The sequence below is a fragment of the Pseudoalteromonas sp. L23 genome, from assembly GCF_021728455.1.
In the GTDB taxonomy this organism is placed as follows: domain Bacteria; phylum Pseudomonadota; class Gammaproteobacteria; order Enterobacterales; family Alteromonadaceae; genus Pseudoalteromonas.
Window position 1 is genome coordinate 266,088 of sequence record NZ_JAKKCW010000005.1, and the last position, 25,430, is coordinate 291,517.

The following is a 25,430-nucleotide window of genomic DNA, read 5'->3' on the forward strand; positions in this document are numbered from 1 at the left end:
GAGAGAAGCATGAAAAAATTATTTTTACTTACTCTACTTTGCAGCGCTTTTAGTTGCCTAGCCGTGGATGTCATTGTCAATCCTGCCAATACCTCTACACTTGATGAAAATGAAATTAAGCAAATTTTTATTGGTAAATCAAAGTCATTCTCCGATGGCTCTAAAGCACTTCCGATAACTCAGGCTGATGGCTCGACGGTAACCGATGAGTTTAATGAAAAGGTACTTAATAAGTCATCAAGCCAACTTAAAGCTTATTGGTCAAAATTAGTATTTACTGGAAAAGGGACACCACCAAAAGAAGCCGCCGATGATGCTGAGGTACTTAAACTCGTTGCGAGTAACCCTAACCTAATTGGGTTTGTATCTTCGGGAGCTGCAGATAGCAGCGTTAAAGTGGTGAAGTCATTTTAGGAAGAGATAAGTAAGGCCCTATAAAAGGGCCTTACTTTAGATTTTGCTATCAATGATTAACATCGTCAGTTTTTTGCTTAGCATTTTTGCTGACTTTTCTTCAGCACTAGACTTAGCCATGTTCTCAAAACTAGACGCTGCTTTTATTTGTGCAGAAACATGCGCCTTTTCTTTATCGTTTTCCATGAGTTTTAAACTTGAGTTGGCAAAAACATAATAAGTGCTGTTTTTCTTCACGTCTTCGAAATCAACGCTAAAATCAATTTGAAAGTCTGCACTTTGTTTTTCACCCACAACAGTAAGACCTTGCTTAGTCAGGCTCTCGGCTAACTGATTGCGGATAGACTCCTGTCCCCAAAACTTTGATGAAATACTAAAAGTTAATGACTGAATAAAATCATTCAGCATTTTGTTTTTGTTGCTCACTGAGGTTGGTATGGCAATGCTGCCGCCACCTAATTGCCTGTGATATTCGTTTGCTTTGCGTCTTTTAGCAATTAGTCGCTTAATTGCCATCGCTTCTTTTAATTTTTCTGAATTGGTTAGTGCCGAAATAGTCGCGTTACTGATCTCTTCGTCAAGTTGTCTAATATCAAGCTCAGCGTGCATTCTTGACTCAATTTTGTTAAATGAGGCAAGGGCATAGGCCGTTTTTTGCTCTGTGGAGTAAAACTCCTGCTCAATATTGATCCCCTGTAATTGTATACTTGGGACTCGAGAATATAAAATCTCATCCACTCGATACGAAAAATCGCCATTAGCTTGACTTTGAGCAACTTGTGTTGTTCCTTCAATTTCCACATTTAACTGTTTGGCAATCGCCAATCTAGCTGCTTCTTGGGCGGCAAGTTTGGCTTCCGTCCTATCTACAATATGACTCGCTGAACCAACGCCATACACTAGATAATCGGAACTCGGTTGCTGTGTAGCCCAAATGGGCAAGCTTTCTTCCTTTGCAACAGCCTGCTTGGTAGACTGACAGGCAGATAAACTAAGTAGAATACACAGAGGTAACGCTAGACGTTTAGAAACCATACCCGCTGCGCTCTTGAAGTTTTTGAATTTTCTTCTGTCCATTCCACACCTCTCGGTTAGTCGTCATGTCTATTAATCGAAGATCTACTTGGTAGAAAGTGACTCGACTACCACCTTGTTCATCAACAAATGAGTTAATCGTGCCGGATAGTGCATAATCAGCACCTTGCTCTTGGCCGATCTCATTACGAGTTTCGAGGCTTGAATTAAGCTCTTGGTCTCGCCTTTCCTCACGAATTTCATCTCGTACATAGCGGTTTGCGACGAAGTCAGCTTGCCCGCTTCGCAATATGGCGCGCTTGAGGTCATTCAAAAAAGTGTCAACTGCAATATGCTGATGCGACTTGTTACGAACAGATTGAATAATGATTGCGGGTCGAGTGCCTTCTTTGGCACGGTGTTCACGTACCCAAGGGAAGCCGAGCATATCGCTTATCATTGCTTCAGCAACTAACTGAGAGTCTTTGGCATTCCATTTATCTGAAAGCGCTATTTCTTCATTGGCGTCCACGCGACTCACTTTGGTTGTTGAAGAACAACCCGTCATAGCTGCGCAAGACGCGATGAGCATTGGGACAACTAATTTAACTGCAAATTTAGGCTTCATGTATTCAGTCCATGTTAGTTAGAGATGATAAATAATTTTGTTTTTCTGGTTCAGCTACACCGGTGAAGGTGCGAATGTGGCTGAGCAATGGTGCTGTTTGAGTCAGCGGTATATCCTGTTTAATTACTCTGCCAGTCCTTAATTGGGTTTGCAATTGCAGGTGAGTGGTATTTTCGGGTAATTTCACTCGAGCCACTCTAATCTCACCCGGTAAAGATTGCCATTGCCTTGTGTCTGCCGCTGCTGTAATGGCGTTGGTGACAGATGATGTTAGCTGAGCAAGCCCAGCCAACAGCGAGTTCTGTTGGATGCCAACTTGCTTTATAGCTTTACTTGCTGTGACTGCTTTTAACACTTCTCGTGAAATAGCGGTGTAAATTTCCATATTGGCATTACCTAGCGCGTCGTACAGTGTGAGTAAGTTTACCGAATAAAAGGGGTGTAATTCTGTAAGTTTTTGTCCGTTGGCGAAAAGCGCAACATGTTGAATATCATTTTTATGAGGTTGTAAGTAAGTAACCGAGATTCTACTGCCATACTTGAGTGCATCAATCACCCCTTCGTCTACCGCTTTTTGCCATAATTTATCACCGAGAGGTAAGCGTTTTGTGACAGTGCCTAATACAACATCGCTAAAGTCGCCTGTTGCATAGTTTTGAATGAGATCAAACAGACTGGTATCAGCAAACATTAAATTAAACCATGCGAACTGGGCTTGGCGTTCTTCTTTTGTTCCCCAATAAATTGGCGTAATCACTAATGCTTGTGCCTCTTCATCAGGTCTAAGGTAAAGGTTAAACTCTTTGCGTTGCGGTGATACACCTAAGCTTTGAACTAATGTGAAGTAGTTTTCTTCCTTGTCTGCAACCATTCTGTTGAGGTCTTGCTGTGCTTGTTGGCCTGCATATTGACCTAGTTTGTATTGTTTACTAAAGCCATTTTTGTATGCGCTCACCGCTCGCTCATATTGGATCCGAGCACTATCTAGCTCGCCTTGTTGCTCATATAGAACGCCGCTTAAATACTGTGCAAATGCATCGTCTTTATACTCAAGTTCACCGCTGATAAATGGTTGATTAAAAATCGCTTTAAAAATTTGCTCAATATCATTTCCTGCCTTTTGCTGATTTACGTAGCCTCCGGTTTGTTGCTGTAATTGAGAGAGATATAAATCCAGTTGACGCATTTCTGTCAGTGCAGAGTCATACATAGCAACACGATTCACTTTTGATGCGTTTGCTAACGATACATAATTAAGCGCCATTAATGTATGGATCATAGGTTTATGAAAAGCACGGCCAGTATATTTTTTGTAACTCGCACCAGTAAAAGCAGAAAAAAGCTGGTCGCTGATGCTGACAGTGTAAGCGGCTTCAATAATTTCTTTTGCGTGAGAAAGATGTTGATTACTTAACTCATAATGATGTTGTAAGTGAGCTAACATGCCTGATTCTAGGTAATACAATAATTCGTCACTAGATGAATTTTTATAGGCATCGTCAATACGCTGTTGGGCTGAGATAAAATCTCCTTGCTCCGCGTATTCTATGGCCTGCTTGTTGGCTTTAGGGGTCAAGTTACAGCCGCTCAGCATCAAGCAACCTGTAAAGATAAAGAGCTTTATCATGAAGTTATATAAATCAATTTGGAATCGCATTCCTTGCATACTTGTTCTTATAATGGCAGTGTTGTGGTGTTCAATCATATAACAATAAATTAAATAGTAAAAAATTGAATTGAAAGTGCTAAATTGTTAAAAATCGTTTTTACAATTTATTACTGTTAATCAATAATTTTTTTGATAAATTTTATTCCGTAATCAGGGCAATTAAGGAACCCAACATGAAAGCAAAACAACTACTTATATCAGTGGCCGTTATAGGGATGCTATCGGCTTGTAGTTCAAGTAAAGATGATGCGGCTTCAAGCCCAAGAGTTAATATTCCAGAATGGGTTCTCAATCCAACAATCGAAGATGGTATAGCTGCAGCAGATTGTGTGAAATACTCGGGCAACATTTCAATCGATCAAAAAATGGCGGTTGCAAATGCACGTCTTGCGTTAGCTCAGCAAATTGAAACCCGTGTTGAAGGCCTTGATAAGACATTCGCGAACCGTACAGATGCAAACGATGACACAACGGTAGGCGCAACCTTTAGCTCTGTATCCAAACAATTGACTAAACAAACATTAAATGGCTCTCGTATCGTTAAGGCCGATGTTATCGATATTTCTGGTAAAGATTATTTCTGTGCATTGACGACGTTATCACCTGATCAGACTAAAGAACTTTTCAAAGATTTGATCAAAGAAAGTAAGCGCAGTGTAAACCCTCAAGATGAAAAGTTTTTATATCAAGAATTTAAAGCTTACAAAGCAGAAAAAGATCTGGAGAAGGAAATTGCAAGGCTAACTAATTAAAGCGTGAGTTTCACGCTTTAATTTTTTGAAAGGAACGCTCTATGCGCAAATCGATATACTCATTTTTAGTCATGGCGTTAAGTGCCATTCCAAGTGCGGTGGCGAGTCAAGCCCAGCTTTTTGAAGAGCTATCAGAGAAAATGTCACGTTGGCAAACCTCCGAGCCTAATGATGAAGAGCTGAGCGAGTTTGAGCAATATAAACGCCAACAATTAAGTGAGTTTGCTGATTATGTCGAAGAGCATTTTGAAGAGTACGATGCCTTTCGTGATAATGTGATCCAACAGTGGGGAGATATAACTGTTGCTGATCAAGCTGCATTTGTCACCTACAGTGACGATTTATCATCCAGAATGGTTGTCGACTTTGAAGCCAATGAGTTGGTAGTAAGCATTAGGCATGCAGAAGATGAAAAGGTATCTCAGGCTCAACTTCAAGCCCTATACAAGGAATTTACCGCAAAAGACCGTGCAGTAATTGATGTATTTAATGTTGATACGCTCGCGATAAACCAAAGTGAAACAACGAAACGTGAAGTGGATAACGCTGCTCGTGCAAAAGCGTTGATCGCAGCGAAAAAGCAAATAGATAGCCAATTTGAACAACAGCAACGGTACATAGAACGTCAGACGGATGAGGCCATCATTGACGGTGAAGATTCAAAATTAGCAGAGGCTCAACAACAAGCGCAACAGAAAAAGTTGGAGTTGTTAAAGCAAAAACGCCTTAAAAAGCTATTAGAAACAGCTAGTAATACTGGTAAAAGTGAAGCAACTGTCGTATCTGAAATCGTGCTTAAGCTACCCAAGCAGACTGAACTTTCCAAGCATCGAGCAGAACGTTATGTGAGCCAAGTGAATGCACAAGCGAAGCGCTTTGACATTGAACCTAGTTTAATTTTTGCGGTTATGCACACCGAAAGCCACTTTAACCCAATGGCAAAGTCACACATTCCTGCGTTTGGTTTGATGCAGATAGTACCGACGAGTGCGGGTGTTGATGTGAATCGTATGTTGTACAATCGCGATGAACCGATGTCGGCACCTTATCTATATGTGACGGATAATAATATTGAAGCGGGGACGGCTTACCTGAATATTCTAGATAAGCGCTACCTGAGTAAAATACATAACCCACTTAGTCGTAAGTATTGCACGATTGCGGCTTATAACACCGGTGCTGGAAATGTTGCTCGCGTTTTTAATGCTGATGATTCGAGATCAATTACAAAAGCAGCAAAGATAATTAATTCACTCTCGCCAGAAAACGTACTAGCAGCGCTAGACAAAAGTTTACCGTATGATGAAACCAAACATTACCTGGATAAAGTCTTAACGCGGGAAAAGCTCTATATACCATCTGAATAAAGTATTGCACAAAGTTATAAGTTAAGTGCGTTCAAGGCATCTTCAATATGATCGTGGCGGAATCGATAACCTGCATCGAGAAGTTTTTTTGGTACGACGTATTGGCCGTACAATAGCAATTCTGACATTTCACCATATGCCAATTTGAGGACAAACGGTGGTACGGTAAATAGGCAAGGGCGTGAGATAGCGCGTGCTAAGGCTTGAGAAAATTGCTTATTTGATACCGGGTTTGGGGCTGTTGCATTAATAACACCGCAGATCTCGTCATGTTTAAGTAGATACATTATCGCCTGAATCATATCGTCGATATGGATCCAAGACATCACCTGTCTTCCAGAACCAATCGGGCCGCCAACGCCAAATCGAAAAGGCGGTAACATTTTATCTAAAGCACCTCCCGATTTTGAAAGCACAATGCCTGTTCTTATTATACATATTCTAGTTTGGCTGGAGCTGGCTCTAAAGGCGGTATCTTCCCAATCTCGGCACAGCCTATGGGAGAATTCATCATGGTAATCCTTGAAATCTTCAGTGATGGTCAAGTTATCCGGTTGGCGTCCATAAAAACCTATTGCACTACCTGAAATAAACACCTTGGGCGGTGACGTCGCAGTGTTTATCGCTGTAACGATTTGCTCAGTGATTTTTATCCGGCTATTGTAGATCTCTTGTTTTCTTTCTTTGCTCCACCGGCCATTGGCTATTGGTTCACCCGCAAGATTAATGACCGCATCAAGCTCATTAAAGTCGACATCATCAGTATCGGTGACGCAGCTAACCCCTCCTGGTAATAGGCTTACAGCTTTTGAAGGCGAACGGGTCAGTACAACCAGATTATGTTTGTGTACTAAAAATTGGCATAGCTTTTTACCAATTAATCCTGTAGCGCCTGTTATGAATATATTCATTCTCAATACTCTTTATTGTAATAAAATAAACTTACGTTTTAGCAAGGAGTTAGATCACTCATTTTCATTATAGGTGGTTTGTTTTAGAATGGTAAAAAAGTAAAAGGAGTGAACTGTGTCTTCACTGACTGGAATTAACAAAACGCTGGTGGTTTTGGCCTCGCTATTTTTAGTGTTAGGTGGGATCAAGCTTGCGTCTGAGATTGTTGTGCCGTTTATATTAGCCGCATTCATTGCGATTATCTGTAATCCCATGCTCAAGCTTTTGGCCCGTTTTAAGATACCAAAAGGTCTGGCCATTCTGGTGATTATCGCACTTGTGATTTTAATTGGTGCAAGCATTGGTGGGCTTGTTGGGCAATCAGTCAATGATTTCTCTAAGCAGCTGCCAACTTATAAAGAAGACTTACAAGAAAAGTTCGTTTGGTTGGTCAATACTGCAGCGAACTACAATATATTATTGGATAAACAACAACTTATTAGCATGCTAGACCCAAATAAGCTAATCGATGTGGCCACCAACATGCTGACTGGCTTTGGTGGTGTGATGGCAAATAGTTTTTTAATTCTGCTTATCGTCGTCTTCATGCTTTTTGAAGCGCCTTCTTTGGGCCACAAAGTGCATCTCGCACTAGACGATCCAGAGATGAAAATGCAGCAAATTGATAGATTTTTAGATTCTATCAATAGCTATTTGGCGATTAAAACGCTTGTTTCACTGGCGACTGGTGTCGTGGCGGCCGTTTTTTTATGGGCGTTAGATGTTGATTACTTCGTGCTTTGGGGCGTAGTTGCATTTTTGCTTAACTATATTCCAAACATAGGTTCAATCATTGCGGCTGTGCCGCCTGTTTTTCTGGCCTTAGTGACACAGGGGCCATTGGTGAGCGGCATTGTTGCTGTGGGTTACATTTGTATTAATACCTTGATGGGCAACATTATTGAGCCAAGGTTTATGGGTCGAGGGTTAGGTTTATCGACCTTGGTAGTGTTTCTCTCGTTAATCTTCTGGGGGTGGTTACTCGGAACTGTTGGAATGCTGCTTTCTGTGCCACTTACCATGGTTGTGAAAATTGCCCTTGAAACCAGCGAAGAGGGTAAATGGCTTGCAATCCTTCTCGGTTCAGAACAACCCGATAATAGATCATCTTAACAACGCTGAGATCCGGCAAATAAAAAGGAGCTATAAACAGCTCCTTTCTAAGGTTTACTCGTCATTATCTGAAGCTCAGGTTATTAAAGCTTAGCACCTAATAATCCAATCAAAAATGTCGCTAGAGATTCAAATCTTCTTTCAATACTTTACTGCTCTTTAGCTCGATGATGTGCGCTTTTAAAAATGCAATTTTGCAATTTTTATAAGCTGTCGCTGAGCGCGTCGCGTTTGGCATGTCTAGTAAGTATCGCCACCGGCAGCTGTCTTCCATATATTCCTCCTGATTGCGAAGGGCACGTTCCATAATTGGCAAGATCTGTGTATTACCAGTGTCCGCTTGGTACTTTTTAGTATCGAGCAATAACTTAGTGATCCAGGTTTGACGATGACGTTCAAGTAAGTTGATATTGCCATCCAGGCACATGAGGAATTTTTTTGCCTTTTCCGGGTGCGTTGACTCATACTTCGTACAGTCTTGTAGTGTGACATCGTCGTCTGCAATCACAGAAAAGGTTAATCCCGATACCAATAGACTGCTAATTATTCTTTTCATGGTTAAACTCTATCGTAAATTTCGCGCCACCATGTCTGGAAGTACCGATTTGCATCAAGCCATGATAGGACTTAACTAAATCAGATACGATAGCCATTCCTACGCCGTGGCCAGCTTCATAGGTGTCTAATCTTGCACCTCTGGTTAGTAGTTCTGAGCGGCGATGCTCTGGAATGCCAGGGCCATCATCTTCTACTTCTATGATTAGTAGGCGCTTTTTAGGTGCACTTACTTTTATATCGACCAAGGAACCACATGCTTTACAGGCGTTATCTATAATATTACCAAGAATTTCCATTAAATCCGTTTTATCACCTAAAAATGCAACCTCCTCACCACATTCGGATGAAAATTGAATGTGCTTGTCGTGATACACTTTAGTCATGGCGTTGAGTATTGAGTCAAGTACGGGTTTTACTGATGTTTGTTTCTTCCATGTATCGGATGCGCCCGTTGCAGCACGTTTCAATTGATGTTCGATCATTGCATTGATTCTGTCTAGTTGCTCCTGAGCGTCTGCATCTTTTGCCAGTGGACTGGATTTGATCACCGCAAGGGGAGTTTTTAACGCGTGCGCAAGGTCGCTAAGTGAAGCTCTATATCTCTCTTTTTGACGCTTTTGAGATTCTAATAGTAGGTTTAAGTCGGATTTGATTGTTAGGAGTTCGACGGGGTAAAGACCTGTGATCTTATCGCGCTCGCCAGCTTCAATCTCTTTAATTTCTCTATCGAGTCGTTGCAGCGGCCTTGCGTTCCATACAAACCCAAATGCCATCAATCCGGCTATCACTACACCCATAACCAGCATCCAGTTGACCAAGGTGTTTCTAAACCCTGACATTAATTCCATCAGCGCGTCATTTTTCTTTAAAAGTACAAAGCGGGCTTGCTGCGATTGCTCTGCATTTCCGAGAATAACGGTCAGGCTAAGTTGCCAAAACAGTACGCCATTATATTCAACTCGCTTAAACTCAGATGCTCCAGCCTGGTTTTCTGAAAAGTCAGGTGAAATTGAGAGGTTTACAGCCGACTCGGAATACCAAACGAGGGAGTTATCTTGATAGACCAGTGCATAAGTATCAGAATTCAATCTGTTTAACTCAGGTGCAAGAATACTGCGAGGCATTTCGAGTCCGTTAGAGACAAATTCGACTTCAGAGATAAGTGAGTAGAGGTGGGCTTCCAATGTTTTTTCAGTCGCATCGACTAAAGAAGAGTAATAAGCCCTGCCCACGGAGAAAAATAGCGCGGGAAGGGCAATAATAAGCACAAAGACAAGGATAAATCCTTGTCTTATTTTAAGCGAAATTTGAGAGCTGTTTACCACTGATTTTTAAACCTATATCCACGTCCTCTAAGGGTTTCAACAGGGTTCAGAGTGCCATCAGGATCAAGTTTCTTACGCAGCCTTAAGACAAACACTTCAATGACGTTAGAGTCTAAGTCAAAGTCCTGATCGTATATGTGCTCAGTGAGCTCAGATTTAGAAATGACTTTTTGTGGGTTAACCATTAAGTATTCTAAAACTTTATATTCATAGGCTGTTAGTGATAGCTCGTTATCGTTAACCCAGACTTGCTGTGAGCGAGTATGGATTTTGATTGGACCAATGCAAATCTCTGGATTTGCTTGTCCAGCGCTACGTCTAATAAGTGCATTACAGCGCGCAATTAGCTCTTCAACATGAAACGGTTTAGTGAGGTAGTCATCAGCACCTGCATCAAGGCCTTCCACCTTGTCTTGCCAGCGGTCGCGTGCCGTTAAGATTAAAATAGGGATCTTAACGCCGTTAGCACGTGCTCTACGGATAATTTCAATACCGTCAAGTTTTGGCAAACCGAGGTCGATTACTGCCATATCTAACGGATATTCTTCAAGGTGAAATAATCCAGACTCACCATCATGACACAAGTCAACGCTATATTTTTCTTTCTCTAATGCATTTCGCAGGTTTTCTGCTAGTTGAATATCGTCTTCGATAACTAAAATACGCATCCTTAGTCCTTATTTACTTCACCTGTCTTCTTGTTTACTTTTAAGTCAACAATTCGACCATCTGGTTGGAGAATTCTTACCACAAAAAACTGATTTTCTTCAGAAATCTTAAGCGTCTTCCCAGCGTACTTATCAAGCGCCAGAGACACAGCTTCTTTTTTTGTAATTGTCTTTACATTTTTATCATTGCGGCTATTGGCGTCTGCTACACTCGAAGCGAACGCCAAAATCAACGCTAAAAGAGTGAGTTGCAATCGCATTTTAAGCTCCACAGTTTCATAGATACTAAGTGTCTAAACTTCATAAATCTCAAACAAATTTAGTGCTTTTGTAATTAACCTTTGCTGAACTTAACGTTCAGTAAACTTTTATGGCAGAACTCGCTTGTACGGTTTTACAATACTAGCAGTATAGACACCAGCATCAATATAGGGATCGACGCTCGCCCATTGCTGTGCACTTTCTAGGTTTTCAAACTCAGCAATAACCAAAGAACCCGCAAAACCCGCTTCACCAGGATCTTCCGAGTCAATCGCCGGTAACGGGCCTGCTGCAAACAATCGACCTTGTTGTTTTAATTCTTCTAAACGAGCTAGATGAGCAGGGCGTACAGCAAGACGCTTTTCTAATGAGTTTTCAGCGTCGGTTGAATAGATCATGTAAAGCATAAGTATTAGTTCCGGATTGGTTTCTAGGTTATTATTGTTATTTTTACGTATTTTGTCGGCTGTTCAGGCCCGTTTATCAATACTATGATAAAACGCCCTCAGTGCAAAAGTAAATGTACACAGAGTTTTTCAGTGATTAGACATTTAAACTTGAAAAACACTCAGCTTGACTGGTAGAGTCCTTCGGATATTTGTAGAAAATAATAATAAGGTTGATTGCAATGAGTGCAAACCGTGAGCATTTTAGCTCCCGATTAGGGTTTATCCTTGCCGCTGCAGGTTCTGCTGTTGGTATTGGTAACTTAGTCGGCTTTCCTGTTTCCGCCGCAAAAAATGGTGGTGGGGCATTTTTACTAATCTATGCACTATTTGTAGTGTTTATCTGTTTACCTGTCATGATGGCCGAAATGGCAATGGGTAGGAAAGCCCAAAAGGACCCGTTTGGCGCATATAAGCTGCTATCTAATCATGATAAAAAGTGGTCAATAGCTGGATTCTTGGCTGTACTCACGCCGTTTATGATTGCCGTCTTCTATATGGTTATTACCGTTTGGATTTTTGGCTTCTTAGCGCAAACAGCTTTAGGTAACTTAGATGCACTCGCCTCTCCGAAGTACTTTGGCACTTTTATCAACGATACCAATGTTTTCATCTATATGTTGATAGTGGGTGTGATCGTGAATCTTATCTTGGTTGGCGGTGTAAAAGAAGGGATTGAAAAAGCAGCTAAGTTACTCATGCCAGCGTTATTTGTCATGTTAATTGGCCTTGTCGCATACGTATTAACTCTTGATAACGCGATGGCAGGTGTACGCTATTACATCGTTCCTGACTTCGAAAAGATGAATGCAAGTGTGTTAAATGGCGCACTGTCACAAGCGTTCTTTTCACTGTCTTTGGGGATGGGTATATTGATCACATACGCTTCGTATATTTCTAAGAAAGACGACATCGTCGGTAGCTCTAAAATGGTCGCTATTACAGATTCATTAGTGGCGTTTATCGCAGGTCTGATGGTACTTCCGGCTATCTTCAGTTTCAATCCGAATACAGATCCAAGTAAGTTATCTGACTCTTCTGTATCTATGATTTTCGATTACTTGCCGAAATTGTTATTGGCTTTACAAGATGATATTGGCTACGTCGGTGCCTCAATAGTTGCAGGTACTTTCTTTTTACTGGTTTTCTTTGCTGCGATAACGTCGCTAGTGTCAATTGTCGAGGTGCCTACAGCGACTTTGATGGAAGAAAAATGTATTTCACGTAAAAAGGCATTGATTATCTTAGCGTTGACCACAGGTATCTTGACTGTGCTATCTACTATGTCTTTTGGAATGGTGGATTGGCTTACAAGTTTTGTAAGTTATGGCGATGCTCAGAAGAGCTTCTTTGACCTAATCTACGATGTGTTTTACGACACTATTTTACCCTTGAATGGTCTGCTGTTGTGTCTATTTGTTACTTATCGCTGGAAAAAATCTGGTTTGAATGAAGAACTTGCGCAAGGTTCAGAGGGGTACGTAGGCAGCTTTACTGAGAAATATATTAATTTCTCCCTATCTACATTCATCCCGGTGATCCTGTTAGCTATTTTCATTAATACCGTTGCAACTAAATATTTTGCATTTAGTATCTTTGGCTTCTAGCAACGGAACATTTGGTTTGGGCACGATGACATCGGCGTATTAATGCGCCGATGTTTATTCTTCACTAAGCCACTAAAATTTTACGCCCGAATCTAAGTACTGCCCAACTCCTATTGTAAACATCCACAGCCCCCACAGGCTATGCTCTAACACACACACGGCAAGGGAACGGCTGTGTGCGTAAGTATAAGAAAATAGTAGTCCTCCAACAAAAGATAACGCCACGGCTATCCAGTTGTCATAGACGCAGTGAGCAAGCGCAAACACCAATGCACTTAACAAAACTCGGTTGTTTTTATTTGGTAAAATCCTTTTATAGCGATGAAAGAAGTAGCTCCTGAAAATTAACTCTTGTGGTAAGACAGAAAGAATAGGGTAAGCAAATAATAATAATAACCAGTCGCTGGGTGAATTGAGCGGCAGGGAAAACCAATTTCCTTGACTAACTAAACCATAGAGCATGGCTGAAAACATCGCACCTGCGAAAAACGTGGTGAATAAACGTTTTTTGACGGACGAAAACTCTCCCAAACTGGTTAACCTAAATCGTTTGAAATGGGGGTCGGTTAGTAGTAAATGGGTACAGACTGCCATTAAAATGATCAGTGCTGGAAAAAGCCAATTGTTGAGGTGATCACGGAATTGATAAGCGACAATGGGCAGGACAAAGAATACAAATACGAGTTCACACCACCGGTATTGGCTTGCGTTCAAGGCTGGTTCCCCAAAATATTTGGCGGCTACAAGCCGCTATAGTTAGCTCTTACTCGTTAACTATAGCAGCTGTAGATGAACCTTGAATGGTTACTCTTCAGGTAAATATTTTTGAATTTTAAACATGGTAAAGAGGAGTGCAACGAAGGTGATCCCAATTAAACCAAAGACTTTAAAGTTCACCCAAAAATCAAGAGAGAAGTGGTACGCAACGTAAAGGTTTAGGCCAGCGATGAAGAAAAGTAATACTGCCCAAAATAGGTTTAATTGGTCGCAGTCTTTTACTGGTAAATCAATATCAATCTCGCTTTTTTCCTTCTCAGCTACTGACTTTAATACCCCTTCGAGTGCGCCTTTTACCAAGTTTTTATTAAACAAGTACCTCGATACGAGTAAAGCCACACCTAAAATTGCATAAATAATAGTGGCTTTCCATTTTATAAATTGCTCATCATGGAAGAAAATCGTCATTCCACCGAGGATCAACGCAATCGCTAAGAATACCCAATGACGTTTTGCGACTTCGCGCTTAGTGATGTATTGGTGTGCAACCTGTATAAGAGAAGCGATGATTAGCACACCCGTTGCCCAAAAAATATCGACAAACTTATAAACCGCAAAAAACAGGATAAGCGGTAAGTACTCAATTAAAAATGACATTTTTTATCCTAACAAAGTTGGTTGTAAGGGTTTTACCAAGATACGGCGAGAACATCAACATTGACTTTCTTTGACGAAACCCATAGCCTGCTGCGCTCATTCAATGGTTCAGAGGTATTTGCATGAATAAGAGCGATTTAGTTACAAAAATGGCGGAAATTAGTGGATTAACAAAGAAAGATTCACAGACGGTGTTAAATGTCATTTTACAGGCCACTAAAAAGCGCTTGTCAGAAGGCGATCAGATGCAAATCAATGGACTTGGGACATTCGCGTTAAGTTATCATCCCCCAAAGCAAGGACGTAATCCTCAAACGGGTGAGACCATCACCATTGAGGGACAAAATAAGGTATTATTTAAGCCTGCTAAAGCCTTAAAAGATAACTTGCGTTAATTCTAAGAAAAGCCAGTGTTAAACACTGGCTTGAAAGTAATATTACTTCTGCGTTGCAGCTTTCATTCGCTCAACAAAGGTTTTTAGCTCAAAGCACATGGTGCTAGGGTCATCCAAGTGTTTTTCGATGATTTTCACCACTGCAGAGCCACTTATCGCACCTGCTGCACCTGAGCCAATCGCATGCTTTACATGCTCCGGTTCAGAAATACCAAACCCTAGCAGTGGAGGCGCAGCATGATATTCGATAAGTTTGGTGATCATCTCTGTTGCCGGCATTTGTGCTGTCGTTTCTGTACCTGTCACGCCTGCACGCGAAAGTAAATAGGTATAGCCACGACCTCGGGTGGCGCATTCTCGTAACGTATCATCGCAGGCATTCGGTGTGGCAATGAAAATGGGCGCGATGTCATTTGCCATTGCAGTGAGCCTAAACGGTTTGGCTTCGTGCAGTGGCACATCAGCAACTAAGATAGAATCCACACCCGCAGTTTTGGCGTCTTGATAAAACTGCTCAATACCACGAGCAAAAATCAAGTTTGAGTAAAGCAGCAAACCAATTGGAATATCACTGTTGTAGCGACGAATTTCAGCGATGATCTCAAGACAGTCTTGCGTATTAACATCTTGCTCTAATGCACGGATGTTAGCCGCTTGGATAACAGGACCATCAGCGATGGGATCGGAAAACGGAATACCGAGCTCCAATGCATCAGCGCCACCGTCAATCAGGCTTTTGATGATCTCAATACTGAGTGCCTTATCGGGATCACCAATCGTCACGAAAGGAACAAATGCACCTTGGTTTTTTTCATTTAAGTGCGCGAACATCGCGTCATAACGTCTCATAGTTCACCTCGCTCAGATAGTACCTGGTGGACGTGAGCTAAGTCTTTGTCTCCGCGACCACTTAAGTTAACAACAATCACCGTTTCTTCCGTTTGCGCTTCTGCATATTTTAGTGCGTATGCCAGAGCATGGCTTGACTCTAGGGCTGGAATAATACCTTCGTGTTTAGCAAGCGCTTGAAAGGCATTTAATGCTTCAGTGTCGGTAATGCCAACATATTGCGCGCGGCCTGTTTCATGAAGGTAGGCGTGTTGTGGACCAACAGCTGGGTAGTCAAGACCTGCTGAGACAGAATAAGATTCTTCAATTTGGCCATCTTTGTTCTGCATGATATAGGTATAGGCGCCATGTAAAATACCTTTAGTACCTTTACATAATGCTGCGCCGTGTTCGTCAGTATCCAAGCCTTTACCAGCCGGTTCCACCCCGATTAATTTCACGCCTTTTTCGTCAATAAAATCTGCGAACATACCAATAGCATTTGAGCCGCCGCCCACACAAGCGATAACCGCATCTGGCAAACGACCTTCTGCTTTTAGTACTTGTTGTTTCGCTTCTTCACCAATCATTTTTTGGAACTCTCGGACAATCGTCGGGAACGGGTGAGGACCTGCAGCCGTTCCGAGTAAATAATGTGCCGTTTTGTAGTTTGCAGACCAGTCACGTAATGCTTCATTTACCGCGTCTTTTAATGTGCCTGAGCCAGCGGTAACTGGGATAACTTCCGCACCCATCAAACGCATTCTAAATACGTTTGGTTGCTGACGCTCAACATCTTTAGCCCCCATGTATACTCGGCACTTTAAGCCGAGTAATGAGCAGGCTAGGGCGGTTGCAACACCATGTTGTCCAGCGCCGGTTTCAGCAATGACTTCTTTTTTACCCATACGTTTGGTTAAGAGCGCTTGACCTAACACTTGGTTGGTCTTGTGTGCACCACCGTGAAGTAAATCTTCACGCTTTAAGTACAGTTTGACCTTAGGGTTTTTAACTAAGTTGCGTGTCTTGGTCAGTGGTGTTGGGCGACCCGCAAATTCATTCAAAAGTTGATAAAACTCTTGCTGAAATTCTGGGTCTTTTTGTGATTTATAAAATTCCTGTTCTAACTGCTTTAACGCAGGTACGAGTAACTCGGGCACGAACATGCCTCCGAAGTCACCAAAATAAGCTGAATTACTCATGTCCACCTCAATATTTTCGAATTTGTGTAAACGCGTTTGCGATTTTTTGAGCGCATTTTTTACCAGGCGATTGCTCAACGCCTGAATTTAGGTCAAAACCATCGGCACCTATATTGACGGCACCGTGAATGTTGTCGGGGTTTAGGCCGCCAGCCAACATATAATTGCTCGAACTACGATTTAATAGCTGCCAATCAAACACTTGTCCCGTGCCACCAAATGCGGTGTCGGTTTTGGTATCGTACAATTGCTTGTCTACGCCAGCGAAGGGGCTTGGCAGTGCTGTGTCCACACCTTGTGCTTTCCAAATTTGACAGGTAACTGGAAGTTGTTTTCGCAGGGTATCGATGTACAGCGCATCTTCATTGCCATGTAATTGCACTGCACTCAGTTTTAATATTTGCGCATACTCAGCAACTTGCTCAAGCGGTGCGTTAACGAACACACCAACGTACTTGAGCGGTGCGCTATCGGCGACGGCCTTCGCACAATCAATGTCGACATAACGAGGCGATTTTGGATAAAAGATAAGGCCACCGTATACCGCTCCAGCTTCATAAGCTGCTTGCGCATCTTGGCTTCGAGTAAGACCACACACTTTGTTTTCGCCCAAAATCAAGCGTCTGCAAGCAAGTTCTAAGTCCTGTTCAGCCATCAGTGAGCTGCCAACCAAAAAGCCGTCACAAATCGGTGATAAGCGTTTCACATCGCGGTGCGTGTATATGCCAGACTCTGAAATCACCACTTTGTCTTCGGGGATTAACGCTCGTAGCTTTTCTGTTGTTGCTAAATCCGTTGATAAATCTCTGAGATCACGATTGTTAATACCGATAAGTTCAGCATCTAACGCAAGCGCTCTTGTCACTTCTTCTTCGTTGCTTACTTCCGTTAAAATCGACATATTAAGTGATTTAGCCACGCTCGCTAGTGCCAAATATTCTTCGTCATTTAATACAGACAACATCAAAAGAATGGCATCGCCACCGTGTAAGCGGGCGAGATAAACTTGGTATTCATCAATAAAGAAGTCTTTACAGATCAGAGGCTGATCAACCAGCTTTCTCACCGTGGCAAGGTATTCATAACTGCCTTGAAAGTATTTTTCGTCGGTTAGCACACTAATACACGTCGCGTACTTACGATAAACATTGGTAATTTCAGTCAAATCAAAATGTGAGCGAATAAGGCCTTTTGAAGGTGACGCCTTTTTGCACTCTAAAATAAATTGGGTCCCAGCTTGCGCCAACGCAGCGATAAAGTTAAGCGTGGTGGGGGTTACTTCATCGATAAAGTCACTTAACGGACGCTGCGCCTTGCGCGCTTTTAATTCTTCGACTTTATCGGCAACAATTTTTTCTAATACATTAGCCATTACTCACCTCTACAATGTTAGCCAAGGTTGTCATGGCTTTCTTGCTAGCAAGCACTTCGCGTACTTGTTGGCTTGCGGTTTTAAAATCTGACGCCTTATCGGTTAATACCAACAAGGCTGCAACGTTTGCAATAATCGCTGCATTGTGTGCTGCTTCGCCTTCACCATTTAAAATCGCAAGGCTCGCTTTCGCGTTATATTCTGGCGTATCACCAGCAATAGATTCAAGTGAATAGTTTTCTAGTCCAAAATCGCTTGGGGTAACGGTGTATTGCGTCACTTCACCCTGCTTTACTTCTGCGACTAGCGTTTCGCCGTGTAGGGCAATTTCATCTGTGCCACTACCGTGAACTACCATCGCTCGTTTCGTACCTAAACGGTTTAACGTTTCAGCCATGGGTAAAACAAGGGCAGGGTCGTAAACGCCGAGTAATTGCACCTCAGGCTTAGCAGGGTTTGCCAATGGCCCGAGAATATTAAATATCGTGCGTGTTTTTAGTTGCGTGCGAACCGGCATGGCATGTTTTACACCGGCGTGGTAATGCGGCGCAAACAAAAAGGTAAAGCCGGTCTCTGCTAAGCACTTTTCTGCAAGTGCGGGGGTCATATCAATGTTGATCCCAAGTGCTTTTAGTAAATCCGCGGAACCTGATTTACTGCTCACGCTGCGATTACCGTGTTTGACCATATTAATACCACATGCTGCGGCGACAATGGCGGCGGTGGTACTCACGTTGATGGTATTTGTGCCATCGCCACCCGTACCACAGCTGTCTGCTGCGAGTAGATTTTGCTTGTCAAATGCGGTGGCATGATCACGCATGGCCTGAGCTGCTCCGGCTATTTCCGCCGCTGTTTCACCTTTAAACTTTAGCGCAAGCAGCGCTGCGGTAAGTTCGATGTCGCTCAGTTGTCCAGCCATAATATCGCTAAACAAGGATTTGGCGGCGTCGAACGATAAATCTTGTTGCTGTAATAGAGGTTGTAACTTTTCCATCGTGCTCTCCTAAGCGCTAAGGTACGCGATACTTTGTTGTAATAGCTGAGCGCCATTGGGGGTCAATATTGATTCTGGGTGAAATTGATAGCCAATTACTTTGTGTTCACTGTGATAGATAGCCATCGGAATGGCCTGATATCTCGCGATCACTTGTAGTGCTGGTGGTACGCTTGTTGCCATCAGAGAGTGATAACGCGCAACAGGGAATTGCGTCCCAAGTCCGGCAAATACCGGATGCTCATCCACTTCAATAATAGAAGATTTGCCATGTACCGTCTCACCCGCTTTGCCAACTTTACCACCATAACTTTGGGTTAGGGCTTGTTGACCGAGGCAAATCCCAAGCATGGGGAATTTACCTTTACATAGCTCAATTAACGCGAGCAAACAGCCTGCTTCCGATGGCGCGCCAGGTCCTGGTGATAAAACTAATATCACTGGATCAACCTCTGCACACATTTTATTGAAAATGGTTTCGGCAGAGAGATTGTTACGATAAACGACCAAATCGAGCCCTAGCAAACTAAGCTCATCCACAAGGTTATAACTGAAAGAATCAAAATTATCTAAAAAGTATACCTTAGTCATGGTTTGCTCCTTCATACGTGGACTGTACTGCTTTAATCACTGCCATGGCTTTAGCTTTGGTTTCATTTGCTTCACTTTGTGGATTTGAATCAAACACAACACCCGCACCCGCTTGCACGTAAGCAACGTTATCTTTTACAAACGCGGAGCGAATTACGATGCAGCTGTCCATCGCGCCATTGCCCATCAAATAACCTACCGCTCCGCCGTAACTACCACGACGCTGCTTTTCTGTATGGCGAACAAGTTCTGCGGCTTTAACTTTTGGTGCGCCGACGAGAGTGCCCATATTCATACAAGCCTGATAGGCGTGAAGCGCATCTAAATCCGGCTTTAATTGGCCAACGACGCGTGATACTAAATGCATGACTTGTGAGTAGCGGTCCACTTTCAATAATTCTTTTGCGTGTCGAGTACCTGCAATACTGATCCGTGCGACATCGTTACGAGCAAGGTCAACCAGCATAAGGTGCTCAGCACGCTCTTTTTGATCGTTGCGCAGCTCAAGCTCAATGCGACTATCTAAATCTGGATTGATACTACCATCAGCAAACTTACCTCGTGGTCTCGTCCCCGCGATGGGATAGACTTCAACTTGGTTACTCTGCTCACAATATTTGAGTGCAGACTCTGGAGATGCGCCAAATAGTACAAAGCGCTCATCCTTCATATAAAACATGTAAGGACTAGGGTTTTGTAGTTTGAGCTGTTTATAGGCGGCGAGTGAGTTATGGCAAGGAAGTGAAAAAGTGCGAGAGGGAACGACTTGAAAGATGTCACCGTTAATAATGTTGGTTTTCAACTTTTCAACGTGTTGACAATATTCGTCGTCACTCACATTGACTTTGACGTCTGCAGCGCCACTTTGTGGCTCAAACTGAAATTCAGTGATTTGGTCACATTGACTGTTTAGCTCTTCTAGCTGTTTGCCTACTTCAAAACAATTGGCGTGAACTTCAGGGCCATTGAAAACATTACCAATGAGCTCAGTAGTTCGTGCTTGATGATCGATCACAACTAAGGTTTCAGCGAGATAGAAAACATAGTCGGGACAGTCGTTGTCCCCATCTGGTACTTCAGGAAGTTGCTCAAAGTTTGCCACCATATCATAGGCGAATACACCACCTAAAAAGACGGAAAACGGCGTATCTGAGTTACGTTTAATTTCATTGATACAGGTTCTGAGCGCACTAAAGGCGTTATCCGCTTTTAGTTTTGTATGCTCATCAATGTTACTTTCCAATGCGTTGTACGTGAGCGTCAAAGTATTATCATTGAGGATCACGTCACAATTTGTGACCTTTTGCGCAAGGTACGGTAGCAACTGAGCACCATTGTTAGACAAGGCTTTGGCAATGACTTGGGCGCCATTACATTCGAATCGAATTGCACTATCCACAAGCACGATACTTTTCACATTGTCTTTAGACTCTATTTCTGCTGATTCGAGCAGTAACGAGTTTGCTTTGTTTAAACCTGCGTATAAAGACAGTGGGCTGGCAATATAATCGCGCCTTTGTCTTATGCTGGTGACCTCACCTGGTGTGGTCGTTATATGACTAAAAATCAAACCTCATTCCTCTTAATTTCTAGATATTCTGTTTAGAAAATAAAAAAACCCCCGAAAGCTGAGCTCTGCGGGGGTTATTGTTCAGACACAACAATACCGTCCCGCTAGGGCATCCACCACCACCAAATTGTGTTTACTGTGATATTGTTGTTCATATAAGCCTCTAAAAAGTATAAAAAAACCCGCGACATTGCGCGGGTTGATAAATCGTAGATATAACGAAACACACCCGCTTAGTTCGAGTGCCACCACCAAATGTTTTTTTGAATTTGTTTGTTCATTTGTGAATATTTCGTTGTTTAATCTAAATTAGCTACAGTAAACCCTATTCTTGCTACAAGTGTCAAGGGCAAATATCAGAAAATAACCTAAGGTCGTATCAGTTAACTTGTGATATAATCAAAACGTTGATAATTCATAGAGATAGTTAATACATTTTGATTAAATATGACCTTCATAGCCATACTACTTTTTCCGATGGCCGCTTAGCTGTTGATGAATTGCTTGAGCGAGCAACGGAAAAAGGCGTTGATATTCTTGCAATTACAGATCATGACACGATAGATGCGATCCAGCCTGCCCGTGACTACATTAGTCAAAATAATCTCACGTTAGAACTTATCAATGGCGTTGAAATTTCCACAAAATGGGAAAGCTTTGAGATCCATATTGTTGGATTGAATTTTGACCCTGAGCATGAAGCATTAACAAAGTTGCTGCACGAACAGCAGCAAAAGCGAGAAGCCAGAGCAAAAGAAATCGGCGAGCGATTAGCCAAAAAGGGCTATGAGCATGTTTACGAAGATGCCCTTGCACTTGCCCAAACTGCGCAGATCACCAGAGCGCATTTTGCTCAAGTGCTGGTTGAGCGGGGCGTGGCTAAAAATGTGCAAAGCGTTTTCAATAAATTTTTAGCACGCGGCAAAACTGGGTATGTGCCAAGTCAGTGGTGCGATATACAAACGGCTGTTTCTGCTATTCACGCAGCGGGTGGAGTAAGTGTATTGGCACACCCTGCTCGATATAAGATGTCGAATAAGTGGCTAAGAAAGTTAATTGCTGAATTTAAAGCGGTTGGGGGAGCTGCAATGGAAGTTGCACAGCCCCAGCAAGCGCCTACTGAGCGCCAGTTTTTGGGACGACTAAGTCAAGAGTTTGAATTGTTAGCAAGCCAAGGGTCAGATTTCCACTTCCCAATGCCTTGGGTCGACCTTGGTCGTAACTTGTATTTACCTAAAGATTGTCAAGGAGTTTGGCGTCATTGGGGAGGCAAAGAGGAATAAGCTTATGAGTCAATTTTTTCATATTCACCCAGATAACCCGCAAACGCGTTTAATTCGCCAAGCGGCTGATATAATTGAACAAGGTGGCGTGGTGGTGTTTCCAACCGACTCCGGCTATGCCATTGGTTGCAACCTCGGTAATAAGCAAGCTAAGGAGCGGATAGAGCGGATCCGCGGCATCGAAAAGCACCATAACTTCACTCTTTTATGCCGTGATCTGTCGGAGCTTTCGACCTATGCCCGTGTCGATAATCAAATGTTTAGAATGATTAAAAATAATACGCCCGGTCCGTACACGTTTATTTTTAAAGGGACGAAAGAAGTTCCTCGCCGTTTGCTCAATGAGAAGAAAAAAACCATCGGGATCCGTGTTACTGATAACCCAATTACTTGCGCGTTGTTGGAAGCACTAGGTGAACCTTTGATGTCATGCTCTTTGATTTTGCCAGGAGAGCAGTTTACTGAGTCTGACCCCGATGATATCCGCATGCGTCTTGAGAAGCACGTAGACTTAATCATCCATGGTGGCTATTTAATCGAGCAAGCAACCACCGTTATTGATATGTCCGAAGACACCATTGAAATTTTGCGTCGTGGCTGTGGCGATACGTCGCCTTTTGAATAACGCATGTTGAGATGACAGAAGCACTCCAACAGAAATTACCGCTGGCTTTTTTACACGGTGAAGCGGTAATTGAAAAGCCGGAAGATCTTTATATTCCCCCCGAAGCCCTAGAAGTTATCTTAGAGACCTTTGAAGGCCCGTTGGACTTACTGCTTTATCTTATAAAAAGACATAAATTAGATATTCTAGAATTACCGATTTTTAGTATTACTCAGCAGTATGTTCAGTACGTTGAAATGATGAAGGACATGCAGCTCGAACTTGCGGGTGAATACTTAGTGATGGCAGCTTTGCTGGCACAAATAAAATCAAGAATGCTACTACCAAAACACGAAGAGTTAGAGGAAGAGGAAGATCCCAGAGCAGAGCTGGTGAGACGCTTGCAGGAATACGAGCAATTTAAGCAAGCTGCTGAGAATTTAGATGAGATCCCTCGTGTTGAGCGTGATATCTTTGTCGCTCATGCGTTGGTAGACAGTAGTACCGACTCTGAGCCAGAATTCCCAGACATTGAACTGAGGGAATTACTTTTGGCGCTGTCGGAAGTGATGGCTAGAGCCAAGACCTTTGAGCACCATCATATATCCGCAGAAGCACTTTCGACTCGAGAGCGTATGAGCTTTATATTGCAATTGCTACGAGAACAGAATAAGCCGGTAGAATTTGTGCGATTTTTTACCTTGGACGAAGGGCGCAGTGGTGTGGTGGTTACTTTTATTGCCATGCTCGAACTCATTAAGGAGCAATTAGTTGACTATATTCAGTCAGCAACAGCAGCGGCGATTTACCTGCATTTAAAAGGCTAGGGGATGGCTGCAGCCTCTGCTATACTCCGCATTTTTATCTTCAAGCATAAAATATGAAAAGACGCGTTAGCGATGAACAACTGGTTGAATTGGTTGAAGCAGCGATTTTCGTTTCAGATAAGCCGTTATCTAAAAAGCGCTTAAAAGAAACTGTGCTGGAAGATATCAGCGTGTCATCACCGCGTATTGATCAGGCACTGGAAACATTGGTAAATCATTATCAAACTCGCGGTGTAAGGCTGGTTGAGGTTGGTACTGGATACCGTTTTCAAGCTTGCCCGAGCTTGAGCCCTTGGCTAAGTAAACTGTGGCAGGAAAAAGCACCAAAATACTCACGTGCTACACTTGAGACTTTGGCATTGATTGCTTACCGGCAACCAATCACTCGAGGCGAAATAGAGCAAGTGCGCGGGGTCACCGTGAGTTCTAATATTATCAAAAGCTTGATAGATCGCGAGTGGATAAAAGTGGTGGGTTACAAAGAGGTACCGGGTAAGCCTGCATTGTATGCAACGACAAAACAATTTTTAGATTACTTCTCATTATCTGGTCTTGGGGAATTACCTCGATTACCGGAACAACATAATGAGAAAATAGAACAGTTATTAAACGATCCTTCTGTGAGAGAACCATCTGAATGAGTGAAAAACTACAAAAAGTATTGGCAAGAGCTGGCGTTGGCTCAAGACGCGAAATGGAAAAGTATATTGAGTCTAACCGCGTAAGTGTAGATGGAAAAGTTGCCAAGCTAGGAGACCGAGTGGAAGAGACTTCGGTGATCCGTGTAGATGGACATATTGTTAAAATAGAGCAGCAAGAAGAGCGCATCTGTCGCGTACTTATGTATCATAAACCTGAAGGTGAGCTGTGTACTCGTCGCGACCCTCAAGGTCGTCGTACTGTATTCGATAGGCTACCAAAGTTAGATGGTGACCGTTGGATAGCTATTGGGCGATTAGATATCAATACATCAGGCCTGTTGCTCTTTACCAATGATGGTGAGCTAGCTAATCGCTTGATGCACCCAAAATACGAAGTGGAACGTGAATATTCTGCTCGCGTATTTGGTGAAGTAACAAACCAAACGTTGCGTACATTAACCAAAGGTGTTGAGCTAGAAGACGGTCCTGCAAAATTCCTTAAGATTAAGCCACTTGGCGGTGAAGGTCTGAATAAGTGGTTCAATGTAACACTGACGGAAGGGCGTAATCGTGAAGTTAGACGTCTTTGGCAGTCGCAAGATGTTGAAGTGTCGCGTTTGATCCGTATCCGCTATGGTAAATTGGAGCTTAATAAGCGTTTACCACAAGGTGGATGGGAAGAATTAAAATTAGAAGATGTTAACTACCTACGTAAATCGGTAAGCATGAGGGCCGAGCAGCAAACTAAGTTGTCGGTTATGCCAGAAAAGCGCAAAGACAAGCGCGCGAAAATTAATAAGATCCGCAAAGCAGTGAAAAAGCATAATCAAAGGGTCAAAACCCCAAGAAGAAAGTAATTTAAGCTTTTTATACCAATTAGCTTATTTAAGTGAGCTATTTTGAGGCGAGAAAATCTTGTCGATAACACCGCTACCGCGTCCTGCTATCGCCAAGGTACCTACATCCATATAGG

Annotated in this window: 28 protein-coding genes; 11 read left to right on the forward strand and 17 right to left on the reverse strand. The window is 42.6% G+C overall.

The window, feature by feature from the left end; all coding sequences use genetic code 11:
* Positions 1-9: 9 nt before the first annotated feature.
* The gene (locus tag L3V43_RS11335) at positions 10-414 is read left to right on the forward strand and encodes a phosphate ABC transporter substrate-binding protein (protein ID WP_010374038.1); all 405 of its coding nucleotides are present in this window, start codon (positions 10-12) and stop codon (positions 412-414) included.
* 36 nt (positions 415-450) lie between these two features.
* Here L3V43_RS11335 and L3V43_RS11340 read toward each other — a convergent pair whose 3' ends face one another.
* From L3V43_RS11340 to L3V43_RS11350, 3 genes are read right to left on the reverse strand one after another with little or no spacing between them, the layout of a single operon-like run.
* On the reverse strand, positions 451-1,491 hold the full coding sequence (locus L3V43_RS11340) for a hypothetical protein (RefSeq protein ID WP_237116513.1): 1,041 nt from the start codon (positions 1,489-1,491) through the stop codon (positions 451-453).
* Complete coding sequence (locus L3V43_RS11345; protein ID WP_174168739.1) at positions 1,439-2,056, reverse strand: penicillin-binding protein activator LpoB; 618 nt, start codon at positions 2,054-2,056, stop codon at positions 1,439-1,441. The genes L3V43_RS11340 and L3V43_RS11345 overlap by 53 nt, the downstream gene beginning before the upstream one ends.
* 4 nt (positions 2,057-2,060) lie before the next feature.
* Positions 2,061-3,722, reverse strand: a complete 1,662-nt coding sequence (locus tag L3V43_RS11350; RefSeq protein ID WP_235367746.1) for a hypothetical protein — start codon at positions 3,720-3,722, stop codon at positions 2,061-2,063.
* Between the two features lie 176 nt (positions 3,723-3,898).
* On the opposite strand from L3V43_RS11350, the gene L3V43_RS11355 reads away from it, so the two are divergent.
* Both L3V43_RS11355 and L3V43_RS11360 read left to right on the forward strand, forming a co-directional pair.
* On the forward strand, positions 3,899-4,477 hold the full coding sequence (locus L3V43_RS11355) for an LPP20 family lipoprotein (RefSeq protein ID WP_010604982.1): 579 nt from the start codon (positions 3,899-3,901) through the stop codon (positions 4,475-4,477).
* A gap of 41 nt (positions 4,478-4,518) precedes the next feature.
* Positions 4,519-5,844, forward strand: coding sequence for a murein transglycosylase domain-containing protein (locus L3V43_RS11360; RefSeq protein WP_235367747.1), 1,326 nt, complete (start codon positions 4,519-4,521; stop codon positions 5,842-5,844).
* A 14-nt stretch (positions 5,845-5,858) separates the two neighbouring features.
* Here L3V43_RS11360 and L3V43_RS11365 read toward each other — a convergent pair whose 3' ends face one another.
* Positions 5,859-6,755 (reverse strand): TIGR01777 family oxidoreductase, encoded by an 897-nt coding sequence (locus L3V43_RS11365; protein ID WP_235367748.1) that lies wholly within the window; start codon positions 6,753-6,755, stop codon positions 5,859-5,861.
* Between the two features lie 115 nt (positions 6,756-6,870).
* Between L3V43_RS11365 and L3V43_RS11370 the strand changes: the two genes are divergently transcribed.
* Positions 6,871-7,908: an AI-2E family transporter gene (locus L3V43_RS11370; RefSeq protein WP_237116512.1), complete on the forward strand. Its 1,038-nt coding sequence runs from the start codon at positions 6,871-6,873 to the stop codon at positions 7,906-7,908.
* 121 nt (positions 7,909-8,029) lie between these two features.
* On the opposite strand, the gene L3V43_RS11375 is transcribed toward L3V43_RS11370, so the two are convergent.
* From L3V43_RS11375 to L3V43_RS11395, 5 genes are all read right to left on the reverse strand, one after another.
* Positions 8,030-8,464, reverse strand: a complete 435-nt coding sequence (locus L3V43_RS11375) for a hypothetical protein (protein ID WP_010604978.1) — start codon at positions 8,462-8,464, stop codon at positions 8,030-8,032.
* Positions 8,448-9,791 carry an ATP-binding protein gene (locus L3V43_RS11380; protein ID WP_211866261.1) on the reverse strand — a complete coding sequence of 448 codons (1,344 nt, stop codon included), beginning with the start codon at positions 9,789-9,791 and terminating at the stop codon, positions 8,448-8,450. The genes L3V43_RS11375 and L3V43_RS11380 overlap by 17 nt, the downstream gene beginning before the upstream one ends.
* A complete protein-coding gene (locus L3V43_RS11385) occupies positions 9,785-10,459 on the reverse strand; it encodes a response regulator transcription factor (RefSeq protein ID WP_010374057.1) in 675 nt (224 codons plus the stop codon). The genes L3V43_RS11380 and L3V43_RS11385 overlap by 7 nt, the downstream gene beginning before the upstream one ends.
* Positions 10,460-10,461: 2 nt before the next feature.
* Positions 10,462-10,719: a PepSY domain-containing protein gene (locus L3V43_RS11390; RefSeq protein WP_010374059.1), complete on the reverse strand. Its 258-nt coding sequence runs from the start codon at positions 10,717-10,719 to the stop codon at positions 10,462-10,464.
* A gap of 108 nt (positions 10,720-10,827) precedes the next feature.
* Positions 10,828-11,127: a YciI family protein gene (locus L3V43_RS11395; RefSeq protein ID WP_102056946.1), complete on the reverse strand. Its 300-nt coding sequence runs from the start codon at positions 11,125-11,127 to the stop codon at positions 10,828-10,830.
* Between the two features lie 221 nt (positions 11,128-11,348).
* On the opposite strand from L3V43_RS11395, the gene L3V43_RS11400 reads away from it, so the two are divergent.
* Entirely contained in the window at positions 11,349-12,773 is a 1,425-nt protein-coding gene (locus L3V43_RS11400; RefSeq protein WP_102056945.1) for a sodium-dependent transporter, read from the forward strand.
* Between the two features lie 72 nt (positions 12,774-12,845).
* On the opposite strand, the gene L3V43_RS11405 is transcribed toward L3V43_RS11400, so the two are convergent.
* Complete coding sequence (locus L3V43_RS11405; protein ID WP_102056944.1) at positions 12,846-13,487, reverse strand: CPBP family intramembrane glutamic endopeptidase; 642 nt, start codon at positions 13,485-13,487, stop codon at positions 12,846-12,848.
* A gap of 90 nt (positions 13,488-13,577) precedes the next feature.
* Positions 13,578-14,147 carry an inner membrane-spanning protein YciB gene (locus L3V43_RS11410; RefSeq protein WP_010604972.1) on the reverse strand — a complete coding sequence of 190 codons (570 nt, stop codon included), beginning with the start codon at positions 14,145-14,147 and terminating at the stop codon, positions 13,578-13,580.
* Between the two features lie 122 nt (positions 14,148-14,269).
* On the opposite strand from L3V43_RS11410, the gene L3V43_RS11415 reads away from it, so the two are divergent.
* On the forward strand, positions 14,270-14,542 hold the full coding sequence (locus tag L3V43_RS11415) for an HU family DNA-binding protein (RefSeq protein WP_010604971.1): 273 nt from the start codon (positions 14,270-14,272) through the stop codon (positions 14,540-14,542).
* A 42-nt stretch (positions 14,543-14,584) separates the two neighbouring features.
* Here the strand turns inward: L3V43_RS11415 and trpA are convergent, their stop codons facing one another.
* Genes trpA through L3V43_RS11445 form a run of 6 tightly spaced genes read right to left on the reverse strand, consistent with a single transcriptional unit; the run spans position 14,585 to position 21,102 of the window.
* Positions 14,585-15,391, reverse strand: a complete 807-nt coding sequence (gene trpA, locus L3V43_RS11420; RefSeq protein WP_010604970.1) for a tryptophan synthase subunit alpha — start codon at positions 15,389-15,391, stop codon at positions 14,585-14,587.
* Positions 15,388-16,572 (reverse strand): tryptophan synthase subunit beta, encoded by a 1,185-nt coding sequence (gene trpB, locus L3V43_RS11425; RefSeq protein ID WP_010604969.1) that lies wholly within the window; start codon positions 16,570-16,572, stop codon positions 15,388-15,390. The genes trpA and trpB overlap by 4 nt, the downstream gene beginning before the upstream one ends.
* Before the next feature lie 7 nt (positions 16,573-16,579).
* The gene (trpCF, locus tag L3V43_RS11430) at positions 16,580-17,944 is read right to left on the reverse strand and encodes a bifunctional indole-3-glycerol-phosphate synthase TrpC/phosphoribosylanthranilate isomerase TrpF (protein WP_237116511.1); all 1,365 of its coding nucleotides are present in this window, start codon (positions 17,942-17,944) and stop codon (positions 16,580-16,582) included.
* Positions 17,937-18,941, reverse strand: a complete 1,005-nt coding sequence (gene trpD / locus L3V43_RS11435) for an anthranilate phosphoribosyltransferase (RefSeq protein WP_237116510.1) — start codon at positions 18,939-18,941, stop codon at positions 17,937-17,939. Before trpD ends, trpCF begins: the two co-directional genes overlap by 8 nt.
* A 9-nt stretch (positions 18,942-18,950) precedes the next feature.
* Positions 18,951-19,532: an aminodeoxychorismate/anthranilate synthase component II gene (locus tag L3V43_RS11440; protein ID WP_237116509.1), complete on the reverse strand. Its 582-nt coding sequence runs from the start codon at positions 19,530-19,532 to the stop codon at positions 18,951-18,953.
* Positions 19,525-21,102, reverse strand: coding sequence for an anthranilate synthase component 1 (locus L3V43_RS11445; protein WP_237116508.1), 1,578 nt, complete (start codon positions 21,100-21,102; stop codon positions 19,525-19,527). Before L3V43_RS11445 ends, L3V43_RS11440 begins: the two co-directional genes overlap by 8 nt.
* A gap of 437 nt (positions 21,103-21,539) precedes the next feature.
* Here L3V43_RS11445 and L3V43_RS11450 point away from each other — a divergent pair, with 437 nt between their 5' ends.
* Genes L3V43_RS11450 through rluB form a run of 5 tightly spaced genes read left to right on the forward strand, consistent with a single transcriptional unit; the run spans position 21,540 to position 25,314 of the window.
* Positions 21,540-22,385, forward strand: coding sequence for a PHP domain-containing protein (locus L3V43_RS11450; RefSeq protein WP_235367753.1), 846 nt, complete (start codon positions 21,540-21,542; stop codon positions 22,383-22,385).
* A gap of 4 nt (positions 22,386-22,389) precedes the next feature.
* Entirely contained in the window at positions 22,390-23,010 is a 621-nt protein-coding gene (locus L3V43_RS11455; RefSeq protein WP_010378577.1) for an L-threonylcarbamoyladenylate synthase, read from the forward strand.
* An 11-nt stretch (positions 23,011-23,021) separates the two neighbouring features.
* The gene (locus L3V43_RS11460; protein WP_211866237.1) at positions 23,022-23,816 is read left to right on the forward strand and encodes a segregation/condensation protein A; all 795 of its coding nucleotides are present in this window, start codon (positions 23,022-23,024) and stop codon (positions 23,814-23,816) included.
* A gap of 53 nt (positions 23,817-23,869) precedes the next feature.
* Positions 23,870-24,457, forward strand: coding sequence for an SMC-Scp complex subunit ScpB (scpB, locus tag L3V43_RS11465; protein WP_010378581.1), 588 nt, complete (start codon positions 23,870-23,872; stop codon positions 24,455-24,457).
* Positions 24,454-25,314 carry a 23S rRNA pseudouridine(2605) synthase RluB gene (rluB, locus tag L3V43_RS11470; protein WP_010604963.1) on the forward strand — a complete coding sequence of 287 codons (861 nt, stop codon included), beginning with the start codon at positions 24,454-24,456 and terminating at the stop codon, positions 25,312-25,314. The genes scpB and rluB overlap by 4 nt, the downstream gene beginning before the upstream one ends.
* The last annotated feature ends 116 nt before the right edge of the window (positions 25,315-25,430 follow it).